We start from the raw sequence: 22,965 nt of genomic DNA, 5'->3' as shown, positions 1-22,965 counted from the left end.
ACACAAAACACCCGGGGGTTTAACTGCCCAAAATTTCATTCTGTATTCCTTGACATACTCTCCCATAACTAAAGTTAGGGGATTCTAGCTTTAGTGGAGATCGCGGCTTCAAGCAGGATAGCTCCGTTTGGAGTCTTACATTCCCTATTCCAAAGGTTGATGCCCCAACCCCAAGGGTATTACCCCTTGATTGCAACACAAATATTAGCACAGCCATGCTGGTGCTAGCCTTATATCCCCATAGCTAAAGCTAGGGGCTTTACGGCGTGGTTGGTAATTTCAGCTGTGCTAGAATTGGCGCATTCGCCGTTTGGGGCAGGAAATGACCTTGTGGGCGTTAAACACAAAGCCTTTCGTGTTAGTGTCCGTTGAGACGCTTTAGTTAGGAAGCCACTCCCTTTAGGGAGGGGTGTTTCACTCTATTGATATTAGACCTTTAGGCAGTTATGAGAAATTTATTCAGGACTGTATGGGTGTGGAGTGTATTTAGAGCACTTAAAATAGCTATTGCGCAGACGCAATCCAAATCCTAAAAAGGCAAAGCTGACTTTTCTAACGATCACGCCCGGATAAATCTTGTCCAAACTAAAAATATTTTAAATATTCTTCTTTAAAAAGCGTTTGCCCTCTAGGTTGGTGGTTTTCCCTAAGCTGTCTAAATACTCCAAGTAGGCGATTAAAAATTTGCGTGAGAGGGGCAGATGGGTTTTTAGGAGTTGGATATCTAGGCTGGGGTGTTCTTGGAGCAATTTTAAGATCAAATCCAGCACTTGTTGCAAAGCTTGGCTCTCCACAAAGACATTATGACTCAAACGCACCACCTTTTTAGCTTGGCAGAGGGCTTTTAAAGCCCGATCGCCCACTTGGCGATCCACATCAAGGGCATCATAGAGATTATAGGGGGCTTTAGGGGCAAATTGCCCTTGTTTGAGGAGGGCATAAAGCTTATCTTGAAGCTTTTCTTGCACCTTTTCTAAGATGAGTCCTTTTTGCACCCATAGCCCTTTTTGTTCCTCAATCTTGCCCTGATCTTGGAGGGTTTGGAAAGCGAGGGTGGCTAGGTGGGGACTAATATAGCTGTGTTTGTGGGCTAGGCTCTTAGCGCTCAACAAGGCTTGGGGGTTGTTTTGATAAATGTTGGCAATGGTGTGTGTTACGCTTTTTAAGGTGCTTTGTGGGTAGAGCACATATTCTTGGCAATCCACAACCACCCCGCTAACTTGGTGGGCAATCTCTAGGGCTTTGGGGGGTTTGAGTGCAAATCTTTGCAGACTAGAGAGCAGACCAAAGCCTTTTTTGTGCGCTTGGGCTAGAATGCTAAAGGCTTGAATCCAATCTTGGCGATCGAGGGCTTTGAGCAAGTCAAGCTTAATGGGTTTTTTGAGTAAATCCGTGATGGGGTTGAGAATCACAGCTGCCCCCCAAATGCGTTGTTGTAGGCTCACAATCCCCACATCGCCAAAGCAAGCGAAGATAGCTTGATCAAGCACCAAAGTCGCATAAGGGTATTGCAAAATCAAGACCTTTGCTTGGACTTTGAGCATGCCCATTTGCAAGCTGATACGCTGGTTGTGCTGGATTTCTAAGGCTTGGGGGGCTTTTAAAAGCTTGACATCCACACAATCAAAGCCACGCAAGTAACCCTTTGTGCTTACAAGCATGCCTATTTTGAGTTCCTCAGCCCTCACCCCTTGTAATTGCAAGGCTACGCGTTCATGCTGGTGTGCCTCTTGGATTTCTTGGGTGTGTTGGTGTAAGCTCTTAACCCCCACGACTCGATTTAAAGGGGCGATCCACACTTTGTCATGTTCTTTAATTGATCTGCCTAAAACACTCCCGCTCACCGCCACGCCCCGCCCAGGCAAGACAAACACCCGATCGATGTAGAGTCTAAAGAGATGATCTAGATCGTTGCCTTGTTTTCTTTTGCAAAAAGGGTAGCTCAATAAAAAACTTTTTAAGTCCTCTAGGCTCTGTGAATCGTAAATACTGCAGGTTAAAAGGGCTAAGATAGTTAATTGGTAGGGCTTAAGGCTGGCTTGGATATTCTGTTTTTGGACCTCCAAATCTGGGCATTTATCTGCCTTGCTTAAAACCACCACGCATGGAATCTTTAAAAAAGAGAGGATACAGGCATGCTCTAGGCTTTGGGCTTTGAGTCCCTCATGAGCATCGACCACCAATAAGCCCACATCGAGCCCAAAACTCCCCCCCACCATTTTAAACACCAAATCTTGATGTCCGGGCACATCAACAAAGCCCAAAGTTCTGGTCGCACTTTTGAGCGCACTAAAGCTTAGGTCAATGGTGATTCCGCGTTCTTTTTCATGCACGCTGGTATCCCCCTCAAAACCTGTAAGGGCTTTGATCAGTGCACTTTTGCCATGATCGACATGCCCACAAACGCCTAGCAAGAAGTATTCTGGCATTATTTTTCTTTGTAAATAGCACACCTGCCCGTGAGGCGTAAAATATCCCTCCCAAAGGTTTTGCCAATCACCTCATAGCGGGGTAATAAAATGGTGTCGCATTTGTTTGCTGCCATGGCTTTGTTGAGCAATAATTCGTAAATATGCGGATCGGAGGCATCATAGCGTATCTGTGCGCTCACAACAGGGCCCACATCAAAATCACTCGCATTAAAATGCATTGTGTATTGGAACATGGGCACTCTAGCAGCCACCACGGAAGAGCAACCCACAAACACCAGCACCAAAACACCCAAAACCCCTAAAAAGACCCTTGTATGCATGCTAACTCTTTTGATGATTTGACAAACACATTCTAACACAAAAAGAGCAGGACACACAAGACATTAGCGGTATGGATACACCACCCCAACAAATTGCACCCAGCCTTTAAAATAAATTTCATCATGGCACACATGCAAGGATAAATGTTGCCCACTGGGGGGGATCAACACGGCTTGATCCAAAGTGCGGTGCTTGAGATGGGCGGCAATAAACACCGCTGCCATGCCCGTCCCGCATGCCAAAGTGATGTCCTCAACGCCCCTTTCATAAGTGGCGAGTTTGATTGTATGGGAATCTTGGATATAGGCAAAATTGACATTGGCATTAAAGCGTGTGCGTAAATCTTGCATCTGAGGGGTCTTGTGCGTGGGGATTTGGCTAGGGTGATCCACAAAATGCACCAAGTGGGGCACGCCTGTATCGATTAAATGCCAAGCTTGCCCCTCTAGCTCCAAGCTCTGAAGCCATGTATAATGCCCCAAATTGCTTTGCACCAAGGCTTGTTGCCCTTGTAATTCTTGGATTTCTACGCTAATGGCTTTAGAACTGCTGATAAAAGAGTGTTGCAAGGGGGCTAAACCCTGCATGTAGGCATAAAACGCCACGCACCGACTCGCATTCCCACACATGCTAGCCACGCTCCCATCGGCATTATAAAACTCCCATTCATAGGCATGGCTAGAGTGGGGCAATAAAATCACCAAACCATCTGCCCCAAAACCAGAATGGCGATCACAAAGCTTTTTAGCCAAACTGGATCGATCCTGCTTTGTAAAGTGGTGGGCGATCAAAAAATCATTCCCACTGGCGCAATATTTATGGAAAATCATCGCTCTCCTTTGTCTAGTTTGGGTATTATATAGCAAAAATCTAGGACTCCTGTGCGACCGGTGTATTTTTTCTGGCTGCTCTTTAGCATTGCTTTTTATTGGATGGTCTATCTGTATGAAGATTTTTTGATGGATTTACTCATCGCCGGTCTGCTCTGTGTCACCGTGTTTTGGCTCAAAGAGTTTTTTGATCGGCGCATGAATAATTTATTAAGCTCCCTGCTCTGCGTGCTGGCGTTGCTGAGTTGCCTTGTTATCCCCGTGTATTTCTTGGTTTATAAGAGTGCGGATTTTATCATGCATTTGAATTTGGAACGGGTTTCTTTCTTTGTGGAAAAATTTAAAGCCGATTTGCTGGTGCGTTTGGAGAGTTTCCCCGCCCTTAGCGAATACGCCCATAAAATCTTCACCAATATTTCTGCCCGTTCGATCATGTCCTATGTTTTGCAATTTAGTAGCGATATTGGTAAATATAGTTTGAAGTTTGCCAGCGATACGGTGATGGTGCTGGTGTTCTTGTTCTTGTGCTTTTTTTACGGGCAGACTTTTTACCAATATATCTTAGAGGTTTTGCCCTTTGAGAAAATCCAAAGCAGGGGCATTTTTAGAGAGGTGGCGGGCATTTTGCGTGTGGTGCTCTTAACCTCCATTATCAATGTGGTCTTACAAGGTTTTGCCTTTGGAATCTTAATGACTATCTTTGGGCTTGATTGGCTCTCTTTAGGTATTTTATACGGGCTAGCCTCACTCATTCCTATCGTGGGTGGGGCTTTGGTGTGGGTGCCCGTTTCGTTATATGAAATGTATTTGGGGCAGACCACCCACGCGCTCATCATTGCGCTTTACTCGGTGATTTTGATCGGGGGCTTGATTGATAGCGTGATTAAACCCCTTTTAATTGGGGTGATTAAAGAGAGAGTGTTGAAAATCTCGCTCAAAATCAATGAGATTTTGATCTTTTTTGCCATCTTGGCAGGCATTAGCAAATTTGGGTTTTGGGGAATCGCGGTGGGTCCCACGATCACCGCTTTTTTTATTGTGCTCTTACGCGTGTATGAAAAATCCTTTATTAAGAAAAAGCCCTCTATGCTGCCGGCACAATCTGGGGGAAACCATAGGCAATGATGGTGATGGCAAGCCCCATGAGGATCACAAAGATCACGGAATACTTCACCGTGAATTTAAAGAGATCGGATTCTTTGCCACTCAAGCCCACCGCCGCGCAGGCAATGGCGATACTCTGTGGGCTAATCATCTTGCCTAAAGTCCCCCCCACGGTGTTAGCGGTGAGCGTGAGCACTTCGGGGATTTTTAAATTGCCCGCTGTGAGCTGTTGGAGCGATCCAAAGAGCAGGTTAGAACTGGTGTCACTCCCGGTAAGGAACACGCCAATCCAGCCAATGATGGGCGAAAAGAAAGTAAAGGCTTTGCCCGTGTGGGTGAGAGCTAAAGCCATAGTCGCCGAGATTCCGCTGTAATTGGAGACAAAGGCAAAGCTCAAGACCAATCCAATGGTTAAAATCGGGTAGCGCATCTCTTTGAGGGTTTCTACAAACACGCTAGCTGCCTCACTAGGCTTGACACGGAGCACAAAAACACTCAAAATTGCAGCGACAAAAATAGAAGTCCCCACGGTGTTGATCAAGGGCAATTTAAAGATCACCGGGATGGTCGCGCTCTTACCCTCTACCAAAAAGGGCACGCTTTTTAAAATCTTGTTGCTAATGCTTTCAAACTCAAAGGCAAAACTTGTAAAAGAGAACACCCCGTCTTTGGCAAACAGGGCTTTAAACCAAGGCTGAGTCCAAATCACAATGGTGATGATCAAAATGACAAAGGGTGCCCACGCCACAAAAACCTTACAGATATGGTGTTGTTGGTGGGTGGGCTGCACCTCCTGCCCGTCGCTTCTAAAAATATGCTTGGGTTGCCAAAATTTTAAAAAGATTGCTGTTACCACTAGGGACACAATGGCAGAGAGAATCCCGGGCAGTTCTGGACCTAGATAGTTTGAGCTCAGATATTGAGCAAGAGCAAAACTAAAGGCAGCCACAAATACGGCTGGAAAAGTTTCTTTGATCCCACGCACCCCGTCCATTAAAAACACGATGAAAAAGGGCACAAGTAAGCTGACAAAAAATAAGATTTTGCCCGCCATCGCGCTGATGGCTAGTGCGCTCACGCCCACTGCCCCAGCCATTGCCGTGATGGGAATACCCACCGCGCCAAAGGCAACCGGTGCGGTGTTGGCAATCAAACACAACCCAGCTGCATAGAGCGGATTTAGACCAAGCCCGACCAAAATTGCCGCCGTGATGGCTACTGGTCCGCCAAACCCAATCGCTCCCTCTAGAAACGAGCCAAAACAAAACCCGATCAAAATCACTAAAATGCGGTGATCGGGAGTAATGGACTGCACGCTCTCTTTGAGAATCTCAAAGTAGCCAGATTTGACAGAGAGTTTATAGAGAAAAATTGCGGCGATAATGATCCATGCAATGGGCCAAAGCCCGTATAAAAAGCCATAGACAAAACTAGCCCCCACCATGCCCATAGGCATTTTATAAACCCCTACAGCAATCAACACCGAAAGGGCGACACTCAAAAATGCCGCAACATGCCCTTTAAGTTTGAAAACAATCAAAGACATAAAAAAAAGCACAATGGGTAAGAGCGCTACTAGCGCGCTCAGCCAAATATTATCCAGCAAGGGGGCATAGACCTGATGCCATTCCATAAACTCTCCTTAATATTTACATAGCATTTAGTATAACATGATCAACAGAGTCCGCCTTTGATCTGCCACCTTTTAGGTCCTTGTGGGCGTGTGGGTTTGTAAAATAGCAACATTTGGCGCAAAACAGCGCGTGCCTGCAAAGCCCCTTAAGCCCTTCTTTTCTAAAAGACTGGCGAGCTCATAACCCATGCCCCCTAGTGCAAAAAGGCAGGCTTTGACCTCTTGAGGGAATTGGTCCAAATAGTCAAGCCCTAGGGGCGGGGGTTTGTTAGGCGTGGCACAAATGGGGCTGATGGTGCAAAAATGCGCCCCCAAATTAAGGGCTTGCAACACCTCCCTAGCGTTATGCGCACTGTAAAAAATTTGCAGATTTGCTGGGATGTGTGGAATCTCTAAAATTTGTGCGCCCTTGACATGCACGCCTTGAAAACCATGTTCTAAAGCCTTTTGGACACTGAGTTTTAAAGTGGGGAGGTTTAAAAAACTGGTGGTGTGGTGGGCATGGCAGGTTTTAGCAAATAAATCTAAGAGTTGTGCAGAGAAGTTAGCCCCCCTCAAAGCGGCTTTGTGGATGGTATGCGTCTGCAAGGTAGCCTGCAAAGTGGCTTGGAAAATTTGGGGATCGCTACTAAGTTGGGGGGTGATCCAATAGGTTTCTAAACTCAAATGCGCTTTTGGGAACTCTCTTTGAGCAGGGCGGACATGGATTTAGCGATAATTGCAAAAAAACCAAAGAGCCCAAAGACAAAAAGAGAAAAAAAGATCGCCACCATTAAACCAAATTCTTTAAACATAAAAAAGCACAGGATGCCACAAGCTAGAGCGATTCCCACAAACAACCCGGCAAAGAAATCTAAAATGGAAATGATCGTTTCTTTTTTCATAGCTTAAATTTTAGTGATCCGCATCGACTAAAACCGCGCCGGCTAGATAGACATAGGTTAAGATCATGAACACAAAGGCTTGCAAAATACCCATGAAGAAAAGCACCATGAAGGGCGCGATGGGGATAGCCCATGGCACGAGCAAGAGCATGATGAGCAAGAACATGTCATCGCCCTTGATATTGCCAAAGAGACGGAAAGAAAGCGAGATGATGCGTGAAAAGTGGGAAACAATTTCCACAGGGAGCATGATCGGAATCAACCACTTCACCGGACCCAAAAAGTGGCTAAAGTATTGGATCACCCCTTGGGTGCGAATCCCCTCAAAGTGGTAGTAAAAAAAGACAATGAGGGCGAGCACGAGCGTAAAGCTCCAATTGGCTGTAGGGGCTTCAAAGCCGGGGATAATGCCAATCATGTTGCAATAAAAGACAAAGAGGGCAATGGTGCCCGCTAGAGGGAAGTATTTACGGGCTAACTCCTCTCCGATCACATCTTTAGCCACATATAAAATCCCTTCAATGGTGGCTTCATAGATGTTTTGCAACCCAAAGGGCACCATTTGCAATTTTTTAACCGCCATTTTGCTAATCACTAGGGTAAAAAGCGCACACACGATCGTGTAAAACCCGATGATAAAATTATGATCGGTGCTGATAAAACCTGCAAAAGTAAAAAGCCGATGATCCATGTTCTCTCCCAAAAATTAATTAGACGGGGTGCGCCCTTTCTCAATGGTCGCTTGGCATGCCTGCATTAAAATCCCCTTGAAGGCTTTTTGTTCCAACACACTAATCCCAGCGATGGTCGCCCCCCCGGGGGTGGTGATAGCCTCGATGATCTCTTGAGGGTTGTGTGTTTCTAAAAGTTTAGCAAAGCCGGTAAAACTTTGCGCCACCAGTTTAGAGGCTTGCTCTTGACTCAAACCCGCACACACGCCAGCACTAATCAAGCCCTGAGCCCCCATACCCAAGAAGGCTAAAACACTCCCATTAGTCGCCAAAGAAGCATCTAAGAGAGCTTCGCTCTCCACCTCCACGACCTGCCCCAAACATTCTAAAATTATCCGTGCCTCGTCTTTTTGGGTGCTGGGCGCATACATCGTGGTTGCTGAGAGGGCATGGGCAGCAGCAATATTGGGCATGCACCGCACATAATGCGCGCTTTGCAAATGGGCTTGCAAGCTAGGCACGCCCACCCCCGCCAAAAGGCTAATCACCATGTGCGCCTCGCCCTCATATCTTAGGCTTTTGAGTCCATAGGGTTTAATGGCTAGCAACACGATACTATCTTGCACCTCTATTTTTTTGCCATGTGGGGGGAGAATCTCCACCTCAATGGGCAAGCTTTGCAAAAAGGGTAGGATTTTTTCGGGGTTTCTGCCCGTGATGTGGAGTTGGTAATTTTCTAGCCTAGAGGTATTTTGCGCCAAACCTTTTAAAAGGGCTTGCGCCATGCGCCCATAGCCCACCACGATTAAATTTCTCACTGGCTCTCCTGTGGGGTTTGGTAAAAGTTAGCGATTTTTTCAGAGATTTGGTACTCGGGGTATTTGGCATTATCTAAGATCACTTGTGCCATTAATTGGTCATCAAAATTAAAGACTAAGGGGGCTAAAAAATTAATGGTCGATTCTTTTAAGGGGTTTTGGATCACCATGATATTGGCAATTAAAATATTTTCTGCCTTGTCTAGGTTGAGCAAGACTTGCAGGGCAATGGGAATTTCAAATTCATAGGCACGCAAGGCAAAGGGATTGACTAGGGTAAAGGTAGGTGTGGGAGAATCGGCGTTGCGTAGGCGCATAAAGACGGCATCAATTTTCTCCAAATCCATATGGGTTACATCCTCAAACCCTAGAATAGGGGATTTTACACTAAAAAGCATTCCAGCCCTTGAAAGTAGTTCGCAATAATCTAAACCGATTTTACCACAATCTAATAGCAAAAATCAATGTAGTATCATGGGGGCGGATTTTTGGTATAATGGGCTTTTTACAGCAATTAAGGAGAATGATGCGTGTCTTTTGGTTTAGTTTAGCATGTGTGGTGTTATTTTTAGGGTGCACGAATAAGAAAAAAGATGCGATTTATAACCGCCCGGCGATTTTTTGGTATCAAGCGATTTTCCGCGAAATTTTGTTTATGAATTTAGAAACAGCGGACAATTATTATTCTTCTTTGCAAAGCGAGCATATCAATTCGCCCTTAGTGCCTGTGGCAATGTTGGCTTTAGGGCAGGCGCATTTGAAAAAGAAAGAGTTTGTGTTAGCAGAATATTATTTTGATGAATACATCAAACGCTTTGGTAATCCGGAAAATATTGACTATATCAAGTTTTTAAAGCTCCAGTCGCGCTACTATGCCTTTAAAAATCACAGCAAAGACCAAGAGTTCATGTCTAACACCATCGGCATGCTCAATGAATTTGTAGATAAATATCCTCATAGCCGTTTTATCGATCAAGTAGAATACATGCAGGTCAAGTTTATTTTGGGGCAAAATGAACTCAACCGGGCGATCGCCAATGTCTATAAAAAACGCCACCAAAAAGAGGGGGTGAAGCGTTATTTGGGACGGGTCGATGAGGTCTTAGAAAAAGAAACAAACCCCAAGAAATCTCACATGCCTTGGTATGTGGCAATGTTTAACTGGTAAGGATGAAGATGACAGAAAAGTTCCCAAGTATTGTGCCCGTAATCGTGGAAGAAGAAGCTTTCATGTATCCGTTCATGATCGCGCCAATTTTTATCAACAGCGAAGCCAATATCAAGGCGGCTAACAAGGCGAGTAAAGAGAAAAACGACTTAATTTTTGTGAGTTGTGCTAAAAATGGCGATCGGGTGGGGGAGGATAAATTTTACGATGTGGGCGTGATTGGCTCGATTGTGCGTAAGGTTGTTCTGCCAGATAACCGCATGAAAATCTTGTTTCAAGGCATTTGTAAGGGCAAGGTCTTAGCCATTGAATCGCATGACCCCCTAGAAGCAATGGTCGATGTGATCACTTACCACGAATACGACACCGACAAGATCAACGCCATCATTGAGATTTTAAAAGAAAAGGTCGCCAACCTTGCCAATATCAGCCAATTTTTCCCCCCCGATTTGTTGAAGGCAGTAGATGATAATAGCGATCCTAACCGCATTGTGGATTTGGTCGCCTCTGCCTTGCGCCTCAAAAAAGATCAGTCCTATAAGCTCTTTGCTAATGACAATACCGAAGAGAGACTCTTAGACCTCATCGACTTGGTGATGGAGGAGATCAAAACCCAAAAACTCCAAAAAGAGATCAAGAGCAAGGTCCATAGCAAAATGGAGCAGGTCAATAAGGAGTATTTTTTAAAAGAACAGCTCAAGCAGATTCAAAAAGAGCTAGGGATTGACAAACAACGCGATGAGGAAATCCAAGAATACACCAAAAAACTCCAAGAGATCGAACCCTTCATCACCAAAGAAATCCACAAAGAGATCAAAAAACAGATTGAACGCTTGAGCCGAATCCATCAAGATAGCTCGGATGTGGGGATTTTGCAAAATTACATCGAATGGGTCTTAGATATTCCCTTTGGGCAATACAGCCAAAAGAAACTCTCCATTAAAGATGTTGAAAAACAGCTAGACTTGGATCACTATAGCCTAGAGAAACCTAAAGAGCGCATTGTAGAATATTTTGCCACGATGGAGCTTTTGCGCTTACGCCAGCAAGAGAGCAAAGAGAGCAAGGGCACGATTTTATGCTTTTATGGACCTCCGGGGGTGGGTAAGACCAGTCTAGCTAACTCTATTGCTCGGGCAATGGAGCGCCCACTAATCCGCATCGCACTAGGAGGCTTGGAGGATGTCAATGAACTTAGAGGGCATCGGCGCACTTATCTAGGCTCCATGCCCGGACGCATCGTGCAGGGCTTAATTGAGGCTAAAAAAATGGATTGCGTGATGGTGCTCGATGAAATTGACAAGGTGGATAAGAGCATGCGGGGTGATCCGGCTAGCGCGTTGCTCGAGATTTTAGACCCCGAGCAAAACACTAATTTTAGGGATTATTACACGAATTTTAATATCGATCTCTCCAAGATTATTTTCATCGCCACCGCTAATGATATTGCCACAATCCCCGCCCCCTTACGGGATCGCATGGAATTTATCGCCGTCTCTAGCTACACCCCTCAAGAAAAAGAGCAAATTGCGCTCAATTACCTCATCCCCCAAGAGCTCAAAAAACACGCCCTAAGCCCTAGTGAGGTGGTCTTAAGCCTAGAGTCGGTTAGACTTTTGATTGAAAAATACACCCGAGAAGCCGGGGTGAGGGGGCTTAGGCGCGCCATTGCGGCGATCATGCGCAAATGCGCCAAAAAGATTTTACAAGCCAATGAGGACAAACCCCAAAGCAAGCGGGGCAGAAAACGCAAGATTGTCATTGAACCGACCAATATCCCCGATTTCTTAGACAAGATTGTTTTTGAAATCGACCCCATTGACAAAGAAGATGCGATAGGTATTGTCAATGGTTTGGCTTGGACAAGTGTGGGGGGCGATGTACTCAAAATTGAGGCGATTAAGATTAAGGGCAAGGGGAATCTCAAGCTCACGGGGTCTTTGGGCGAAGTGATGAAAGAATCGGCTTATATCGCCCATTCGGTGGTGAAAACCCTCTTAGATGACGAGGTGTTGATCCCCAAAAAGAAAAAGACTAAAGAGAAAGAAAACCGCATTTACAATCTCTACGACATCCACTTGCATGTGCCCGAGGGGGCAACGCCCAAAGATGGACCCAGTGCGGGGATCACGATGGCTACTAGCATCGCCTCTATTTTATGCGATAGAAAAGTGCGCGCTGATGTGGCAATGACAGGCGAGCTGACCTTGAGCGGGCGGGTTTTGCCCATCGGCGGACTGAAAGAAAAATTGATTGCCAGCTTCAAGGCGGGCATTAAGATCGCCTTGATCCCTGAAAAAAATTACACAAAAGACCTCAAAGACATCCCCCAAGAAGTCCAAGACAACATGGAGATCAAAGCCGTGCAGACGATCCAAGATGTCCTCAATGTGGCTTTGGTGAATCATTAGTGCAAATTGGTATCATTGGGCTAGGCTTGATGGGGGGCTCAATGGGGCTAGCCTTGCAAGAAGTGCGCACCCAGTTGCCCATCAAGCGTATTTTAGGCTTTGATAGTAACCCCTTGCACGCCCAAATGGCTTTGAGCTTGGGGCTGGTGGAAGAATGCCTAGATTTTGCCAGTATCCAAGCTTGCGAGGTGCTTTTTTTAGCCATCCCGCTTGATGGGATCGTGCAGGTGTTGCAAAACTTAAAGCCCGCCCCCCACACCACGATCATTGAGATTGGCGGGGCTAAAGAGGAGATTATTAAAGCCATTCCGCCAAATTTACGCTCCCAAGTGGTGGCTAGCCATCCGATGTGTGGGACGGAGTTTTATGGACCCAAAGCCGCCCTTAAGGGCTTGTATCAAAATAAAATCGTGATCTTAGTGGATTGCCAGCATTGCGCACCAGAACATTTAGAGAGGGCTAAGGATATTTTTAGCGCCATTGGCATGCAGATGGTCAAAATGCAAGCCCATGATCACGATCAACACATCGCTTTAATTAGCCATTTGCCCCATGTGCTCAGTTATGCCCTCGCTAATGTCGTTCTCTCCCAAGAGAGCCCGCAAAATATCCTCTCTTTAGCCGCTGGGGGGTTTAAGGACATGAGCCGTCTGTCTAAGAGTTCGCCCACCATGTGGCGCAGTGTTTTCAAACAAAATCGCAAGCGTGTGCTAGAAGCCCTCAATTTGGCTTTAACAGAGCTCCAGCACGCCCAAAATTTGCTAGAAAACCAAGATTGGGATAACCTAGAGGCGTGGATGGCACGGGCAAATTGTTTGCAAGAATTTATGTAGGGGGTGGCTATGGAAGCCCAGTTGATGAAACTTGCCATTGAAACTTATAAAATCACCTTGATGATCTCCTTGCCTGTGCTCTTGGTGGGCTTAGTGGTGGGGCTTATTGTGAGTATTTTCCAAGCCACCACACAAATTAACGAGATGACCCTATCCTTTGTGCCTAAAATCCTCGCCGTGATCGCGGTGATTATCTTAACCATGCCTTGGATGCTCAACATGCTTTTAGATTATACCACCACGCTTTTTAAGCTCATCCCCAAGATCATTTCCTAAATGCTTGAGATAGATTTTTCCCAGTATTCCAGCGTGAAGATTGGGGCTAAAATGCGTCTCCAACTCCTCAAAGAATGCAAGGATTATGGGGGCGTGCAAATGGTGGGCTTGGGTAATAATCTTTTAGTCTCCCCCCAAGCATGTAATTTGGCGATGTTGGATCGTTGTTTTGACTACATAGACGATCGGGGGAGTTTTATTGAAGTGGGGGCAAAAACCAACGCACAAAAGCTTTTTGGCTATTTTAGAACGCATAATTTAGGGGGGCTAGAGTTTTTAAGCGCACTGCCCGGGAGTGTGGGCGGATTGCTTAAGATGAATGCGGGCATGAAAGCTTATCAAATGAGCGATGTTGTGTTGCAGGCAAACATTAATGGGGCATGGCTAGATTCAGAGCCATTAGGTCTAGCCTATCGTTCTAGCGCATTTGAGGGCGTGGTCTTTGGGGTGCGTTTGCAAAAGATACAAGGTTTTAAAGAAAGCGTTTTACAAGAGTGCAAACACATGCGCGCTCACCACCCCAAAAAACCCAGTTTTGGGAGTTGCTTTAAAAACCCCCCTGGGGATTTTGCTGGCAGACTCTTAGAGGCGGTGGGGATGAAGGGTTTTAACTTGGGGCGGGTGGGTTTTTCAGAAAAACATGCTAATTTTTTAATCAATTTAGGGGGGGCGCATTTTGAGGAAGCCCTAGATTTGATCGCCCTAGCCAAAGAGCGGGTTTTTAACGCTTTTGGGATCATCTTGCAAGAAGAGGTGTGTATTTTAACTTAACTAGGAGGTTTGTATGCGTAAGGCTAAGTTTTTGCTCCGTTGTGATGGAATAGGGGTGCGGGATTTGGAGGAATTAGGGGCGCATTTTGATGTGCTCGATGTGTTGCAACATTACCAGGATCACACCTTAGATCGTTGGCTCGATTCTAGGGGTTATGAGAGAGAGTTAATGTTAGTTAGAGAAATCAACGCCACAGAGCCCCTTGAGATTGCCTATGCGCTGTGTGGGATTTTTGGGGTAGAGGCAGATAAAGAAAGTCTGCAGGCGATCTTGCGCCAGCAAGAGCACATTGCCCAAAAGCATGAGGAATTAAAGCTCTATCAAGACCAACAACAAGCCCTCAAAGAGATCATCTTAAAATGCGCACCCCCGGCTCTCCCCCTGTTCAAGGACTACATTAAAGCTTACGCTGATCTCAAAGAGCAGTTTTTTAGTGCCACTCACCTAGAGGACGCACGGACTATTTTGCGCCAACTGCGCCAAGATTATGCGGAATTGCTGGAGATGGACAAGAGGGGAATTGTGGATGTGTTGTCTGCAAGGGCTGGAATATCTGTGTTGGCGTTTTTATTGTGGCTGTGTGCTGGCGTATCTTTGTGGAATCGCTGGGATATGTTAAGGCAGTTGCTATATCATGGGAATAAAAACATATTTTTTCGTAGTTTTAAAGGTTTTGCTGAACTTAAAACCCTCACAATCCCTAGAAATGGCAAGGTGCATGCATTTGAAAAGGCGGCTGTGGTTTGTGTAAGCATGGATGGAATCAGTAGCGGGGGAAGAAACGATTACACCATTAAGCTTTATGACATCCAAGCCAATCAAGCCATCTCATCAAAAGACGGACAATATCTTTTTCCATTCAAGGGTAAGGATGCCGGTGGCGATTTCTGTCTCCTCAAGGGTGCAGTAAAGATCGATTATAGAAATGAAAGACCAAGCCAAGACACCACCCTAACCTACATAGAAATCGAGCCCTAAGCCCTTTTCACCACAAACACCACCGCCACAGCAAACCCGCGATCGTGGCTAATACTCAGATAGAGGCTGTTTATGTTAAATAGGGCTTGTTTGGCTGGGCTTAGGGCGATGAGGGGTGCGCCCAAAGGATTTTTAGAAAGTTGCATGTCTAAAAAGTTTAGCTGAGAGCCAATACCCACACCCAAAGCCTTAGCGCATGCCTCCTTAGCCGCCCAAGCTCCTGCTAGACTGGCAGGTTTGCTAAAAAGTTCTTGTTCTTGTGGGGATAAAAAGCGATTCAAAAAGTGTTGCTTGAAACGCGCCACACTCCTAGTGATGCGCTCAATGCTGACTAGATCAATGCCAATCATTGGATCACAAAGTCGGTAAAAAAGACATTTTTAATAAAACCATCGATGAGAAAGCTATTGATATTGCTCCTAATTTCTTCCTTGAGCTTGTTTTTACCCTTAAGCGTGATGATCTCCTCATAGGATTTGGAGGATAGAATTTCAATGATGGTGTCTTTGATCGCCGTTTCTTTTGCCTTGATCTCTTGTAATAGTTTGGGATCGCTCAACTCTAAACTAATGCTCGTTTTGAGATAACGGCGACCATTATTGCTGATCAAATTCACCACAAAAGGATCGCTTAAGGGGAAGAGAGGCCCTAAAGACAGATAATCTGAAGATTTGACCATCAAATCCGATCCGCCTCCATTTTCATCGATCTTGCTAGCCTCTCTAATTTGCCTTGCCTTGTTGGTTGTCATGCCTTTTTTATCATCCTCATGCCCTGCATTCTTATTGAGCAATAACATGGCGATCACGCCGACCAAGATCAGCATCACCAAGATCGCACCCACAACTACAAATAAAATCGCCTTGCTTTTTTTAGGGGCCTTAGCATCATCTGCCATTCATTTTCCTTTTAAAATATAGTAACTCAAGCTGGTTTTGCCAAACTTTCTTTGCTTTATTATACTAAAGCTTGGGGGGTTTGTGCCCATATGTTCGCTGCTTTGGTGCTCTAAGATGATCAAAACCCCATGTTCTAAAGCCCTTGTTAAATCAAGTTTTTCTAAAAGCTCCCAACACAGCGGGTAAAGGTTGGACTTAAAGGGGGGGTCTAAATAGAGGATGAGCAAACCTTGGAGCTCTAAATGGGCTAAATGGGTGGGCAGGAGTTGGAAAGCATCGCCCAAATAACTTTGTGCCCTTAGAGATTGCAAGCGCGCTTGGCAGAGCTGGATATTTTGTTGCAAAACTTTAAAGACAAGCGGGTCTTTTTCAAAAAAAAGGGCTTGGTGCGCCCCTAAGCTCAATGCCTCTAGCCCCATGCTCGCACTGCCCCCAAAAACCTCCACAAAGCTACTCTTGTGGATACTGGTCCCCAGCACATTGAACACCGATTGCTTGATGATCGCTTTTGTGGGGCGGGTGGTGGCTTTGGGGGGGAGGTGCAAAGACAAGCCCTTAAGTGCCCCGCCTAAAATCTTCAATAAGGGGGTTTGCATTATTGGCGGTAATCTTGGATCAAAGCCAAAAGCTTATGGGTATATTCTTGCAATAAAGCTTGGACTCGGCTTTCTAAACTTTGGGTTTGGGCTTGATCGCCATAAAAGGCGTGGAGCTTTTCTAAAAGCTCGCCTTGGGTAAAGGGGGTTAAAATGTAGGCATTGGGATCAGACCCGATTAAACAAGTCGCCTTGTAGGGGTTTTTCACCACATGATCGCTCACAATAAAATCGCAACTCTCTAGGGGGTATAAAAAATCTTGCAAGTATTGCTCTAGCACACGCTTTAAGAGCAAAGAGTGGCAATCCAAAAAAATTTTCATCTTTAGCTCCGTTTTGCTAGAACTAAGCTATTATTACATGTCTTGGGTTTATTTCTGCTTTTAAGGGGTTGTATGCAGCATATCCGCAATTTTTCCATCATCGCCCACATCGACCATGGCAAGAGCACCTTAGCTGATTGCTTGATCCAAGCTTGCAAGGCTTTAAATGTGCGGGAGATGACCAGCCAAGTTTTAGACACCATGGACATTGAAAAAGAGAGGGGGATCACAATCAAAGCCCAATCTGTGCGCCTCAATTATCGCTATCAAGGGCAGGACTATATTTTAAATCTCATAGACACCCCCGGGCATGTGGATTTTAGCTATGAGGTCTCCCGATCCTTGCATGCGTGTGAAGGCGCGCTCTTGGTCGTGGATGCCACTCAAGGCGTGCAAGCCCAAACCATCGCCAATGTCTATATCGCCCTAGATAACCATTTGGAAATTTTACCCGTGCTCAATAAAATAGATTTGCCCAGTGCTGAGATAGAGGCGGTGAAAGAGGATATTGAGGACACCATCGGGCTAGATTGCAGCGAGGCTAACTGCGTGAGTGCTAAGACCCACTTAGGCATTAATGAGCTACTAGAGACCATCATCACCAAAATCCCCCCCCCAAAGGGCGACAAGCAAGCCCCCACAAAGGCATTGATTTACGACTCGTGGTTTGATAATTATTTAGGGGCTTTGGCTCTTGTGCGTCTAAAAGAGGGGCGACTCTGTGTTAATCAAGAGGTTTTAGTCATGGGCAGTGCTAAGATCCACCAAGTGCTAGGGCTTTACTACCCCAACCCCCTACATAAAATCCCCACAAACTCCATTGAATGCGGGGAAATTGGGATTGTGTCTTTGGGCTCTAAAAACCTAACAGACATCGCTGTAGGCGACACGATCACGGATGCTAAAACCCCCACACCCACACCCATAGAGGGCTTTAAACCCGCCAAGCCCTTTGTCTTTGCTGGGCTTTACCCCATTGAGAGCGATCAATTTGAGGAATTACGCGAGGCATTATTAAAACTACAACTCAATGATGCCTCCTTGCAATTTGAGCCAGAAAGCAGCGTGGCTTTGGGTTTTGGTTTCCGTGTGGGCTTTTTGGGCTTGTTGCACATGGAAGTCATTAAAGAGCGTTTGGAGCGGGAGTTTAATTTAAACTTGATTGCCACTGCCCCCACAGTGCTCTATGAAGTGCATTTGACGGATGGGCAAATTATCAGCGTGCAAAATCCTAGCCAACTGCCCGCTGAAAACACCATCGCTAGCATTAAGGAACCCTATGTCAAGGCAAGTATCATCGCGCCCAGCGAGTATTTAGGCAATTTGCTAGGCTTGCTCAACAACAGGCGGGGGGTGCAAGACAAAATGGAGTATTTGAATCAAAACCGCGTGATGCTCACTTATGATTTGCCCAGTAATGAAATTGTGATGGATTTTTATGATAAGCTCAAATCTTGCACGAAGGGGTATGCCAGCTTTGATTACGAGCCCATCGGCTATCAAGAGGGGCAATTAGTCAAGCTAGATGTTCGGGTGGCTAATGAGGTCGTGGATGCGCTCTCTATCATTGTGGATCGCTCTAAAGCCTATGAAAAGGGTAAGGCATTAGTAGAGAGCATGAAGACTTTGATCCCGCGCCAACTTTTTGAAGTGGCTTTGCAAGCCAGCATTGGCAATAAGATCATCGCTAGAGAGACGATCAAATCGGTGGGCAAAAATGTTACGGCAAAATGCTATGGGGGCGACATCACCCGCAAACGCAAACTCTTAGAAAAGCAAAAAGAGGGCAAAAAACGCATGAAAGCCATAGGCAAGGTCCATCTGCCCCAAGAAGCGTTTTTGGCGATCTTAAAGGTGGATTAATCTATGCACCCCATTTTAAAATACAAGCCTTCTTTAAGCCAGTTAAGATTAGTATCACCCCATAAGAGGAGACCATGATCATCACCACAACAACACAGATAATAGGCTCTACCCCGATTTTTAAATTCACTAGCCCGCATTACCCTATCCCAAAGGATTCGGTGATCTATGCCAAATTAGAGTATTTAAACCCGGGTGGGAGCATTAAGGATCGCTTGGGGCAATATCTCATAGAGGAGGGGTTCAAAACGGGCAAGATTACCGCTCAAACAACCATTATTGAGCCCACAGCAGGCAATACGGGCATTGCCCTAGCTTTAGTCGCCCTAGAGCACCAGCTAAAAACTATTTTTGTTGTCCCCGAAAAATTTAGCCTAGAAAAACAACAAATCATGCGCGCTTTAGGCGCAGGAGTGATCAACACGCCCACCAATCAAGGCATTAAGGGCGCGATTGCCAAGAGTAAGGAGTTAGCCCAGAATATCCCTAATAGCTACCTGCCCCTGCAATTTGAAAACCCGCTCAACCCCCAAACCTATTACCACACCCTAGCCCCTGAGATTTTCCAAGAATTAGGCACAGGGCTTACCAGCTTTGTAGCAGGAATTGGGAGTGGGGGCACTTTTGTAGGCGTGGCTCAATATCTCAAAGAAAAAATCCCCTCTTTGCGCCTGATTGGGGTAGAACCCGAAGGCTCGATTTTAAATGGAGGAGAACCCGGACCCCATGAGATTGAGGGCATTGGGGTAGAGTTTATCCCCCCATTTTTTGCAGACTTAGAGATCAATGGTTTTGAAACCATCACCGATCAAGAGGGCTTTGATTGCACTAGAGAGTTGGCTAGAAAAAGTGGCTTATTAGTGGGGAGCTCCAGTGGGGCGGCTTTTGTGGCAGCACTGCGTGAGGTGCAACGCCTCCCAAAGGGCAGCCAAGTTTTAACCATCTTCCCGGATATGGCGGATCGTTATCTCTCTAAGGGTATTTATCTATGAAAAAAGGAAGTAATATGCGCATGCAAACAAAACTCATCCATGGAGGCATTAGTGAAGATGAGGTAACTGGGGCGGTGAGCGTGCCTATTTACCAAACTTCCACCTACCGCCAAGAGGGAGTGGGTCGCCCTAAGGGCTATGAATACTCCCGCTCAGGCAACCCCACGCGCTTTGCCCTAGAGGAGTTGATCGCTGATTTAGAGGGCGGGGTGAAGGGCTTTGCTTTTGCCTCTGGGCTGGCTGGAATCCATGCAGTCTTTTCTCTCTTGCAACAAGGCGATCATGTCTTACTGGGTGATGATATTTATGGGGGGACTTTCCGCCTCTTTGATAAGGTGCTCACTAAGAGTGGGCTTACTTATAGCATTATAGACACCAGCGACACCTCTCAAATAGAAAAGGCGATTCAGCCCAAGACTAAAGCCCTTTACTTAGAAACCCCCAGCAACCCCCTACTCAAAATCACCGATCTCAAACTCTGTAGCAAGATCGCCAAAGCGCATAACTTGCTGACTATTGTGGATAACACCTTTGCGACTCCCTATTATCAAAATCCCTTATTGCTAGGCGCGGATATTGTGGTGCATAGTGGCACCAAATACTTAGGCGGGCATAGCGATGTAGTCGCTGGGCTTGTAACCACTAATAGCCAAGACTTAGCCACAGAGATCGCCTTTTTCCAAAATGCCATCGGGGGGGTGCTAGGACCTTGGGATAGCTGGTTACTCCAGCGGGGCATTAAAACCCTCGCTTTACGCATGCAAGCCCATCAAAAAAATGCCCTCTGTGCGGCTGAGTTTCTACAAGCACACCCCAAAGTGCAAAAAGTCTATTACCCCGGTCTGCCCACCCACCCCAACCACACGCTGGCTAAAGAACAAATGCGCGGGTTTGGTGGCATGCTCTCTTTCACGCTCAAAGATGATAACAAGGCAATCCTCTTTGTGGAAAGCCTGAAATTATTCATCTTAGGCGAGAGTTTGGGCGGGGTGGAGAGTTTGGTGGGCGTGCCCGCTTTGATGACCCATGCGAGCATCCCTAAACAACAGCGCGAGGCTGCAGGGATTAGAGATGGCTTGGTGCGCCTCTCAGTAGGCATTGAGGATAGCCAAGATTTGTTAGAGGATTTAGAGCAAGCTTTTGCTAAATTAAATTAAATTAAAAGGAGCAAAACATGAAAATGAATGTCGAAAGTTTCAATTTAGATCACACAAAAGTTAAAGCCCCCTATGTGCGTGTAGCCGATCGCAAGAGGGGCGCACATGGCGATGTGATTGTCAAATACGATGTGCGCCTCAAACAGCCCAACCAAGAGCACATGGACATGCCCAGTTTGCACTCTTTGGAGCACTTGGTCGCCGAGTTAATTCGCAACCACGCTAATTATGTGCTGGATTGGTCGCCTATGGGTTGTCAAACAGGTTTTTACTTGTTGGTGTTAAACCATGACAATTACCACGAAATTTTAGAACTCTTAGAAAAGACTATGCAGGATGTGCTCAAGGCAACAGAAGTGCCCGCGTGCAATGAAGTCCAGTGTGGCTGGGCAGCTAACCACACTTTAGAGGGCGCGCAAAATCTCGCACGCACCTTTTTGGCTAAACGGGATGAGTGGGCTGAGGTGGGGGTTTAAACACAAATGCTTTTGTGTGGGTCGTTTAACTAAACGCCCCCACCACTGCACTAAATACCGACTTAATCCCGCTAGCCACAGATTTAAGCGCACTACCTACGGCACTAATAGCCGATTTGATTCCACTCACCACGCTAGAAACAATGGACTTAGAGGCTTCAGCGATTTTTTGCCCTACCGCCGAGCCTGCCATGTAACCTAAAGTTGCGCCTATAAAACCGCTCACAGCCATACCAATAGGTCCAAAGATTGCCCCAATCACCGCAAACGCCCACTCGCCAGCAGCGGCAAAAACAATACCCGCAATGGTGCTAAGAGCATTTTCATGCATTTTTTCGATCGCTTGCTCGCCCGTGATCTCGCCCTTGCCATATTTGTAAAGCACCTTAAGATTGTCTATGATGATATTTGCGGTTGCCACAAAGACATTCTTCAAGCCAAACGCTTTAGGCAAAATCCCCCTTTCAGAGGCGACCTTAATGGCGGCTGCCATAGCGGTTTTGGCACCTGTGTCCGCACCGCTAGTAATCGCCCTTTTTGCCATTTCTTGCGCCTTTTGTGCGGTCATTTTTTCCTTAGAAAAAAGATGCGAAAACACATCTATGCCTAGAGAAAATCCTGCACCATAAAGTGCGCTTTTGCCCGCCTCTTTGCCTATGCCTCTTACTAAATCCCAGTTATTGTAATCGTTATAAGTTTTTTGGGGGATTTTCCCCTCTTTTTGGGCTTTTTCTTGGAGTTCTTTAACTTCTTGTTTGCTTAGTGGTTGGCTAGTCGTGCCATCGGGGGCTTCTATTTTGTCGGTAACTTTAAGCCCTTGTTCCTCTAGTTGTGCCTTTTGCTCACTGGGGACTAATTTTTGTTGCCCCCGATAATCGCCCTTTTCAAAAAGTTCTTTTGTGCTCTGTGCGTCCTGCCCGTATTTAAGCTGGTGGCGTTGTGTTATCTTGCCCTCCCCATTTTTTACCACAATATCCACGCCATTTTTAGTGTATCTGCCCTCGGGTGTAAGCACCTCAGCTCGATACTGCGAACCCTTTGCAGCAGAGTTGAGATTAAACTGATTGGCATGCTGTTGCTCGGCAATCAAACCATCTAAATTGGGGTTTTGGCTAATCACGCCCTCGTTAGTGAGGAGCGCCTCTGCCATTTTATGGTTAGCCTCTTTAATGGCATTGTCTAGGCTATTGAGATAGGGCACTACCTCTTGGGTGGCTAGGTTCTGGGTGGCTTTGTGGATTTCACTGGCAAACCACTGCTCTTTGGTGCGTCCATTTCCTAGGGCTTTTTCTAAGGATTGCTTTTTTGCCTCATAAATTTTAACTTCAGCCTCTATCTCCTCCCTAATTGCCTTAGCATTGCTTTCGGGCAACTCTATTGCTAATTGCGCCTCAATGCCAGCTAGCCCGTCCTTTTCTTGCGCTTCTAAGAAACGCCCTAGAATTGCGCTAAAAGCATGGGCTTGCTCAGGGGTGAAGTCGGGCAAAAGGCTAGGCAGGGGGTTTAAAACAAGTTTTGTAGGTTGCAT

25 protein-coding genes are annotated in these 22,965 nt (G+C 46.0%); 11 read left to right on the top strand and 14 right to left on the bottom strand.

Features of this window, described 5'->3' with window-relative positions; all coding sequences use genetic code 11:
- Positions 1–596 precede the first annotated feature (596 nt).
- The 3 genes from selB to dapF all read right to left on the bottom strand — a co-directional run bounded on the left by selB (position 597) and on the right by dapF (position 3,583).
- Positions 597–2,429, bottom strand: a complete 1,833-nt coding sequence (gene selB / locus C5684_RS06160) for a selenocysteine-specific translation elongation factor (RefSeq protein ID WP_104639754.1) — start codon at positions 2,427–2,429, stop codon at positions 597–599.
- Entirely contained in the window at positions 2,429–2,752 is a 324-nt protein-coding gene (locus C5684_RS06155; protein ID WP_013889769.1) for a hypothetical protein, read from the bottom strand. Before C5684_RS06155 ends, selB begins: the two co-directional genes overlap by 1 nt.
- 63 nt (positions 2,753–2,815) lie before the next feature.
- The gene (dapF, locus tag C5684_RS06150) at positions 2,816–3,583 is read right to left on the bottom strand and encodes a diaminopimelate epimerase (protein ID WP_104639753.1); all 768 of its coding nucleotides are present in this window, start codon (positions 3,581–3,583) and stop codon (positions 2,816–2,818) included.
- Between the two features lie 102 nt (positions 3,584–3,685).
- Between dapF and C5684_RS06145 the strand changes: the two genes are divergently transcribed.
- Positions 3,686–4,708, top strand: a complete 1,023-nt coding sequence (locus tag C5684_RS06145; protein WP_407645772.1) for an AI-2E family transporter — start codon at positions 3,686–3,688, stop codon at positions 4,706–4,708.
- Here C5684_RS06145 and C5684_RS06140 read toward each other — a convergent pair.
- The 6 genes from C5684_RS06140 to fliW form a co-directional block, all read right to left on the bottom strand.
- Entirely contained in the window at positions 4,668–6,320 is a 1,653-nt protein-coding gene (locus C5684_RS06140; protein WP_104639751.1) for an L-lactate permease, read from the bottom strand. The genes C5684_RS06145 and C5684_RS06140 overlap by 41 nt on opposite strands.
- A gap of 72 nt (positions 6,321–6,392) precedes the next feature.
- Positions 6,393–6,986 carry a thiamine phosphate synthase gene (locus tag C5684_RS06135; RefSeq protein ID WP_104639750.1) on the bottom strand — a complete coding sequence of 198 codons (594 nt, stop codon included), beginning with the start codon at positions 6,984–6,986 and terminating at the stop codon, positions 6,393–6,395.
- Complete coding sequence (locus C5684_RS06130; RefSeq protein WP_013889764.1) at positions 6,983–7,204, bottom strand: hypothetical protein; 222 nt, start codon at positions 7,202–7,204, stop codon at positions 6,983–6,985. Before C5684_RS06130 ends, C5684_RS06135 begins: the two co-directional genes overlap by 4 nt.
- 10 nt (positions 7,205–7,214) lie before the next feature.
- Positions 7,215–7,895, bottom strand: coding sequence for a F0F1 ATP synthase subunit A (locus C5684_RS06125; RefSeq protein ID WP_104639749.1), 681 nt, complete (start codon positions 7,893–7,895; stop codon positions 7,215–7,217).
- Positions 7,896–7,910: 15 nt separating this feature from the next.
- Positions 7,911–8,693, bottom strand: coding sequence for a pyrroline-5-carboxylate reductase (locus C5684_RS06120; protein ID WP_158650200.1), 783 nt, complete (start codon positions 8,691–8,693; stop codon positions 7,911–7,913).
- On the bottom strand, positions 8,690–9,091 hold the full coding sequence (fliW, locus tag C5684_RS06115; protein WP_104637992.1) for a flagellar assembly protein FliW: 402 nt from the start codon (positions 9,089–9,091) through the stop codon (positions 8,690–8,692). Before fliW ends, C5684_RS06120 begins: the two co-directional genes overlap by 4 nt.
- A 128-nt stretch (positions 9,092–9,219) precedes the next feature.
- Here fliW and C5684_RS06110 point away from each other — a divergent pair, with 128 nt between their 5' ends.
- Genes C5684_RS06110 through C5684_RS06085 form a run of 6 tightly spaced genes read left to right on the top strand, consistent with a single transcriptional unit; the run spans position 9,220 to position 15,131 of the window.
- Complete coding sequence (locus C5684_RS06110) at positions 9,220–9,861, top strand: outer membrane protein assembly factor BamD (RefSeq protein WP_104639748.1); 642 nt, start codon at positions 9,220–9,222, stop codon at positions 9,859–9,861.
- 8 nt (positions 9,862–9,869) lie between these two features.
- Positions 9,870–12,272: an endopeptidase La gene (gene lon / locus C5684_RS06105; RefSeq protein WP_199764507.1), complete on the top strand. Its 2,403-nt coding sequence runs from the start codon at positions 9,870–9,872 to the stop codon at positions 12,270–12,272.
- A complete protein-coding gene (locus C5684_RS06100) occupies positions 12,272–13,105 on the top strand; it encodes a prephenate dehydrogenase (protein WP_104639746.1) in 834 nt (277 codons plus the stop codon). Before lon ends, C5684_RS06100 begins: the two co-directional genes overlap by 1 nt.
- Before the next feature lie 9 nt (positions 13,106–13,114).
- Positions 13,115–13,381: a flagellar biosynthesis protein FliQ gene (fliQ, locus tag C5684_RS06095; protein ID WP_104637994.1), complete on the top strand. Its 267-nt coding sequence runs from the start codon at positions 13,115–13,117 to the stop codon at positions 13,379–13,381.
- Entirely contained in the window at positions 13,382–14,152 is a 771-nt protein-coding gene (locus C5684_RS06090) for a UDP-N-acetylmuramate dehydrogenase (RefSeq protein WP_104639745.1), read from the top strand.
- 13 nt (positions 14,153–14,165) lie between these two features.
- Complete coding sequence (locus C5684_RS06085; RefSeq protein WP_104639744.1) at positions 14,166–15,131, top strand: hypothetical protein; 966 nt, start codon at positions 14,166–14,168, stop codon at positions 15,129–15,131.
- On the opposite strand, the gene acpS is transcribed toward C5684_RS06085, so the two are convergent.
- The 4 genes from acpS to C5684_RS06065 are packed head-to-tail and all read right to left on the bottom strand — an operon-like array spanning position 15,128 to position 16,949.
- A complete protein-coding gene (acpS, locus tag C5684_RS06080; protein ID WP_013889752.1) occupies positions 15,128–15,481 on the bottom strand; it encodes a holo-ACP synthase in 354 nt (117 codons plus the stop codon). The genes C5684_RS06085 and acpS overlap by 4 nt on opposite strands.
- Positions 15,478–16,029 (bottom strand): flagellar basal body-associated protein FliL, encoded by a 552-nt coding sequence (gene fliL, locus C5684_RS06075; RefSeq protein WP_104639743.1) that lies wholly within the window; start codon positions 16,027–16,029, stop codon positions 15,478–15,480. Before fliL ends, acpS begins: the two co-directional genes overlap by 4 nt.
- Positions 16,030–16,626, bottom strand: a complete 597-nt coding sequence (gene rsmD / locus C5684_RS06070; RefSeq protein ID WP_104639742.1) for a 16S rRNA (guanine(966)-N(2))-methyltransferase RsmD — start codon at positions 16,624–16,626, stop codon at positions 16,030–16,032.
- Positions 16,626–16,949: a hypothetical protein gene (locus C5684_RS06065; protein WP_104638913.1), complete on the bottom strand. Its 324-nt coding sequence runs from the start codon at positions 16,947–16,949 to the stop codon at positions 16,626–16,628. The genes rsmD and C5684_RS06065 overlap by 1 nt, the downstream gene beginning before the upstream one ends.
- Before the next feature lie 72 nt (positions 16,950–17,021).
- Here C5684_RS06065 and lepA point away from each other — a divergent pair, with 72 nt between their 5' ends.
- From lepA to C5684_RS06045, 4 genes are all read left to right on the top strand, one after another.
- Positions 17,022–18,812 (top strand): translation elongation factor 4, encoded by a 1,791-nt coding sequence (lepA, locus tag C5684_RS06060; RefSeq protein ID WP_104639741.1) that lies wholly within the window; start codon positions 17,022–17,024, stop codon positions 18,810–18,812.
- A 74-nt stretch (positions 18,813–18,886) separates the two neighbouring features.
- A complete protein-coding gene (locus tag C5684_RS06055; protein ID WP_104639740.1) occupies positions 18,887–19,804 on the top strand; it encodes a cysteine synthase family protein in 918 nt (305 codons plus the stop codon).
- Between the two features lie 14 nt (positions 19,805–19,818).
- Complete coding sequence (locus tag C5684_RS06050) at positions 19,819–20,961, top strand: cystathionine gamma-synthase (RefSeq protein WP_104639739.1); 1,143 nt, start codon at positions 19,819–19,821, stop codon at positions 20,959–20,961.
- A 17-nt stretch (positions 20,962–20,978) separates the two neighbouring features.
- Positions 20,979–21,437 (top strand): S-ribosylhomocysteine lyase, encoded by a 459-nt coding sequence (locus C5684_RS06045; RefSeq protein WP_104639738.1) that lies wholly within the window; start codon positions 20,979–20,981, stop codon positions 21,435–21,437.
- Positions 21,438–21,462: 25 nt separating this feature from the next.
- Here C5684_RS06045 and C5684_RS06040 read toward each other — a convergent pair whose 3' ends face one another.
- Positions 21,463–22,965 (bottom strand): hypothetical protein, encoded by a 1,503-nt coding sequence (locus C5684_RS06040; RefSeq protein WP_104639737.1) that lies wholly within the window; start codon positions 22,963–22,965, stop codon positions 21,463–21,465.

Origin of the sequence: Helicobacter bizzozeronii, from assembly GCF_900196775.1 — a bacterium.
GTDB lineage: Bacteria > Campylobacterota > Campylobacteria > Campylobacterales > Helicobacteraceae > Helicobacter > Helicobacter bizzozeronii.
Note: the sequence above shows the minus strand (reverse complement) of the source record. Positions and strands in the feature narration are given on the sequence as shown.

Bases quoted from the DNA above. Each gene is read 5' to 3' on its own strand.
- selB (WP_104639754.1), bottom strand. From the start codon at position 2,429: ATGCCAGAATACTTCTTGCTAGGCGTTTGTGGGCATGTCGATCATGGC.
- C5684_RS06155 (WP_013889769.1), bottom strand. From the start codon at position 2,752: ATGCATACAAGGGTCTTTTTAGGGGTTTTGGGTGTTTTGGTGCTGGTG.
- dapF (WP_104639753.1), bottom strand. From the start codon at position 3,583: ATGATTTTCCATAAATATTGCGCCAGTGGGAATGATTTTTTGATCGCC.
- C5684_RS06145 (WP_407645772.1), top strand. From the start codon at position 3,686: ATGGTCTATCTGTATGAAGATTTTTTGATGGATTTACTCATCGCCGGT.
- C5684_RS06140 (WP_104639751.1), bottom strand. From the start codon at position 6,320: ATGGAATGGCATCAGGTCTATGCCCCCTTGCTGGATAATATTTGGCTG.
- C5684_RS06130 (WP_013889764.1), bottom strand. From the start codon at position 7,204: ATGAAAAAAGAAACGATCATTTCCATTTTAGATTTCTTTGCCGGGTTG.
- C5684_RS06125 (WP_104639749.1), bottom strand. From the start codon at position 7,895: ATGGATCATCGGCTTTTTACTTTTGCAGGTTTTATCAGCACCGATCAT.
- fliW (WP_104637992.1), bottom strand. From the start codon at position 9,091: ATGCTTTTTAGTGTAAAATCCCCTATTCTAGGGTTTGAGGATGTAACC.
- C5684_RS06110 (WP_104639748.1), top strand. From the start codon at position 9,220: ATGCGTGTCTTTTGGTTTAGTTTAGCATGTGTGGTGTTATTTTTAGGG.
- lon (WP_199764507.1), top strand. From the start codon at position 9,870: ATGACAGAAAAGTTCCCAAGTATTGTGCCCGTAATCGTGGAAGAAGAA.
- fliQ (WP_104637994.1), top strand. From the start codon at position 13,115: ATGGAAGCCCAGTTGATGAAACTTGCCATTGAAACTTATAAAATCACC.
- C5684_RS06090 (WP_104639745.1), top strand. From the start codon at position 13,382: ATGCTTGAGATAGATTTTTCCCAGTATTCCAGCGTGAAGATTGGGGCT.
- C5684_RS06085 (WP_104639744.1), top strand. From the start codon at position 14,166: ATGCGTAAGGCTAAGTTTTTGCTCCGTTGTGATGGAATAGGGGTGCGG.
- acpS (WP_013889752.1), bottom strand. From the start codon at position 15,481: ATGATTGGCATTGATCTAGTCAGCATTGAGCGCATCACTAGGAGTGTG.
- fliL (WP_104639743.1), bottom strand. From the start codon at position 16,029: ATGGCAGATGATGCTAAGGCCCCTAAAAAAAGCAAGGCGATTTTATTT.
- rsmD (WP_104639742.1), bottom strand. From the start codon at position 16,626: ATGCAAACCCCCTTATTGAAGATTTTAGGCGGGGCACTTAAGGGCTTG.
- C5684_RS06065 (WP_104638913.1), bottom strand. From the start codon at position 16,949: ATGAAAATTTTTTTGGATTGCCACTCTTTGCTCTTAAAGCGTGTGCTA.
- lepA (WP_104639741.1), top strand. From the start codon at position 17,022: ATGCAGCATATCCGCAATTTTTCCATCATCGCCCACATCGACCATGGC.
- C5684_RS06055 (WP_104639740.1), top strand. From the start codon at position 18,887: ATGATCATCACCACAACAACACAGATAATAGGCTCTACCCCGATTTTT.
- C5684_RS06050 (WP_104639739.1), top strand. From the start codon at position 19,819: ATGCGCATGCAAACAAAACTCATCCATGGAGGCATTAGTGAAGATGAG.
- C5684_RS06045 (WP_104639738.1), top strand. From the start codon at position 20,979: ATGAAAATGAATGTCGAAAGTTTCAATTTAGATCACACAAAAGTTAAA.
- C5684_RS06040 (WP_104639737.1), bottom strand. From the start codon at position 22,965: ATGCAACCTACAAAACTTGTTTTAAACCCCCTGCCTAGCCTTTTGCCC.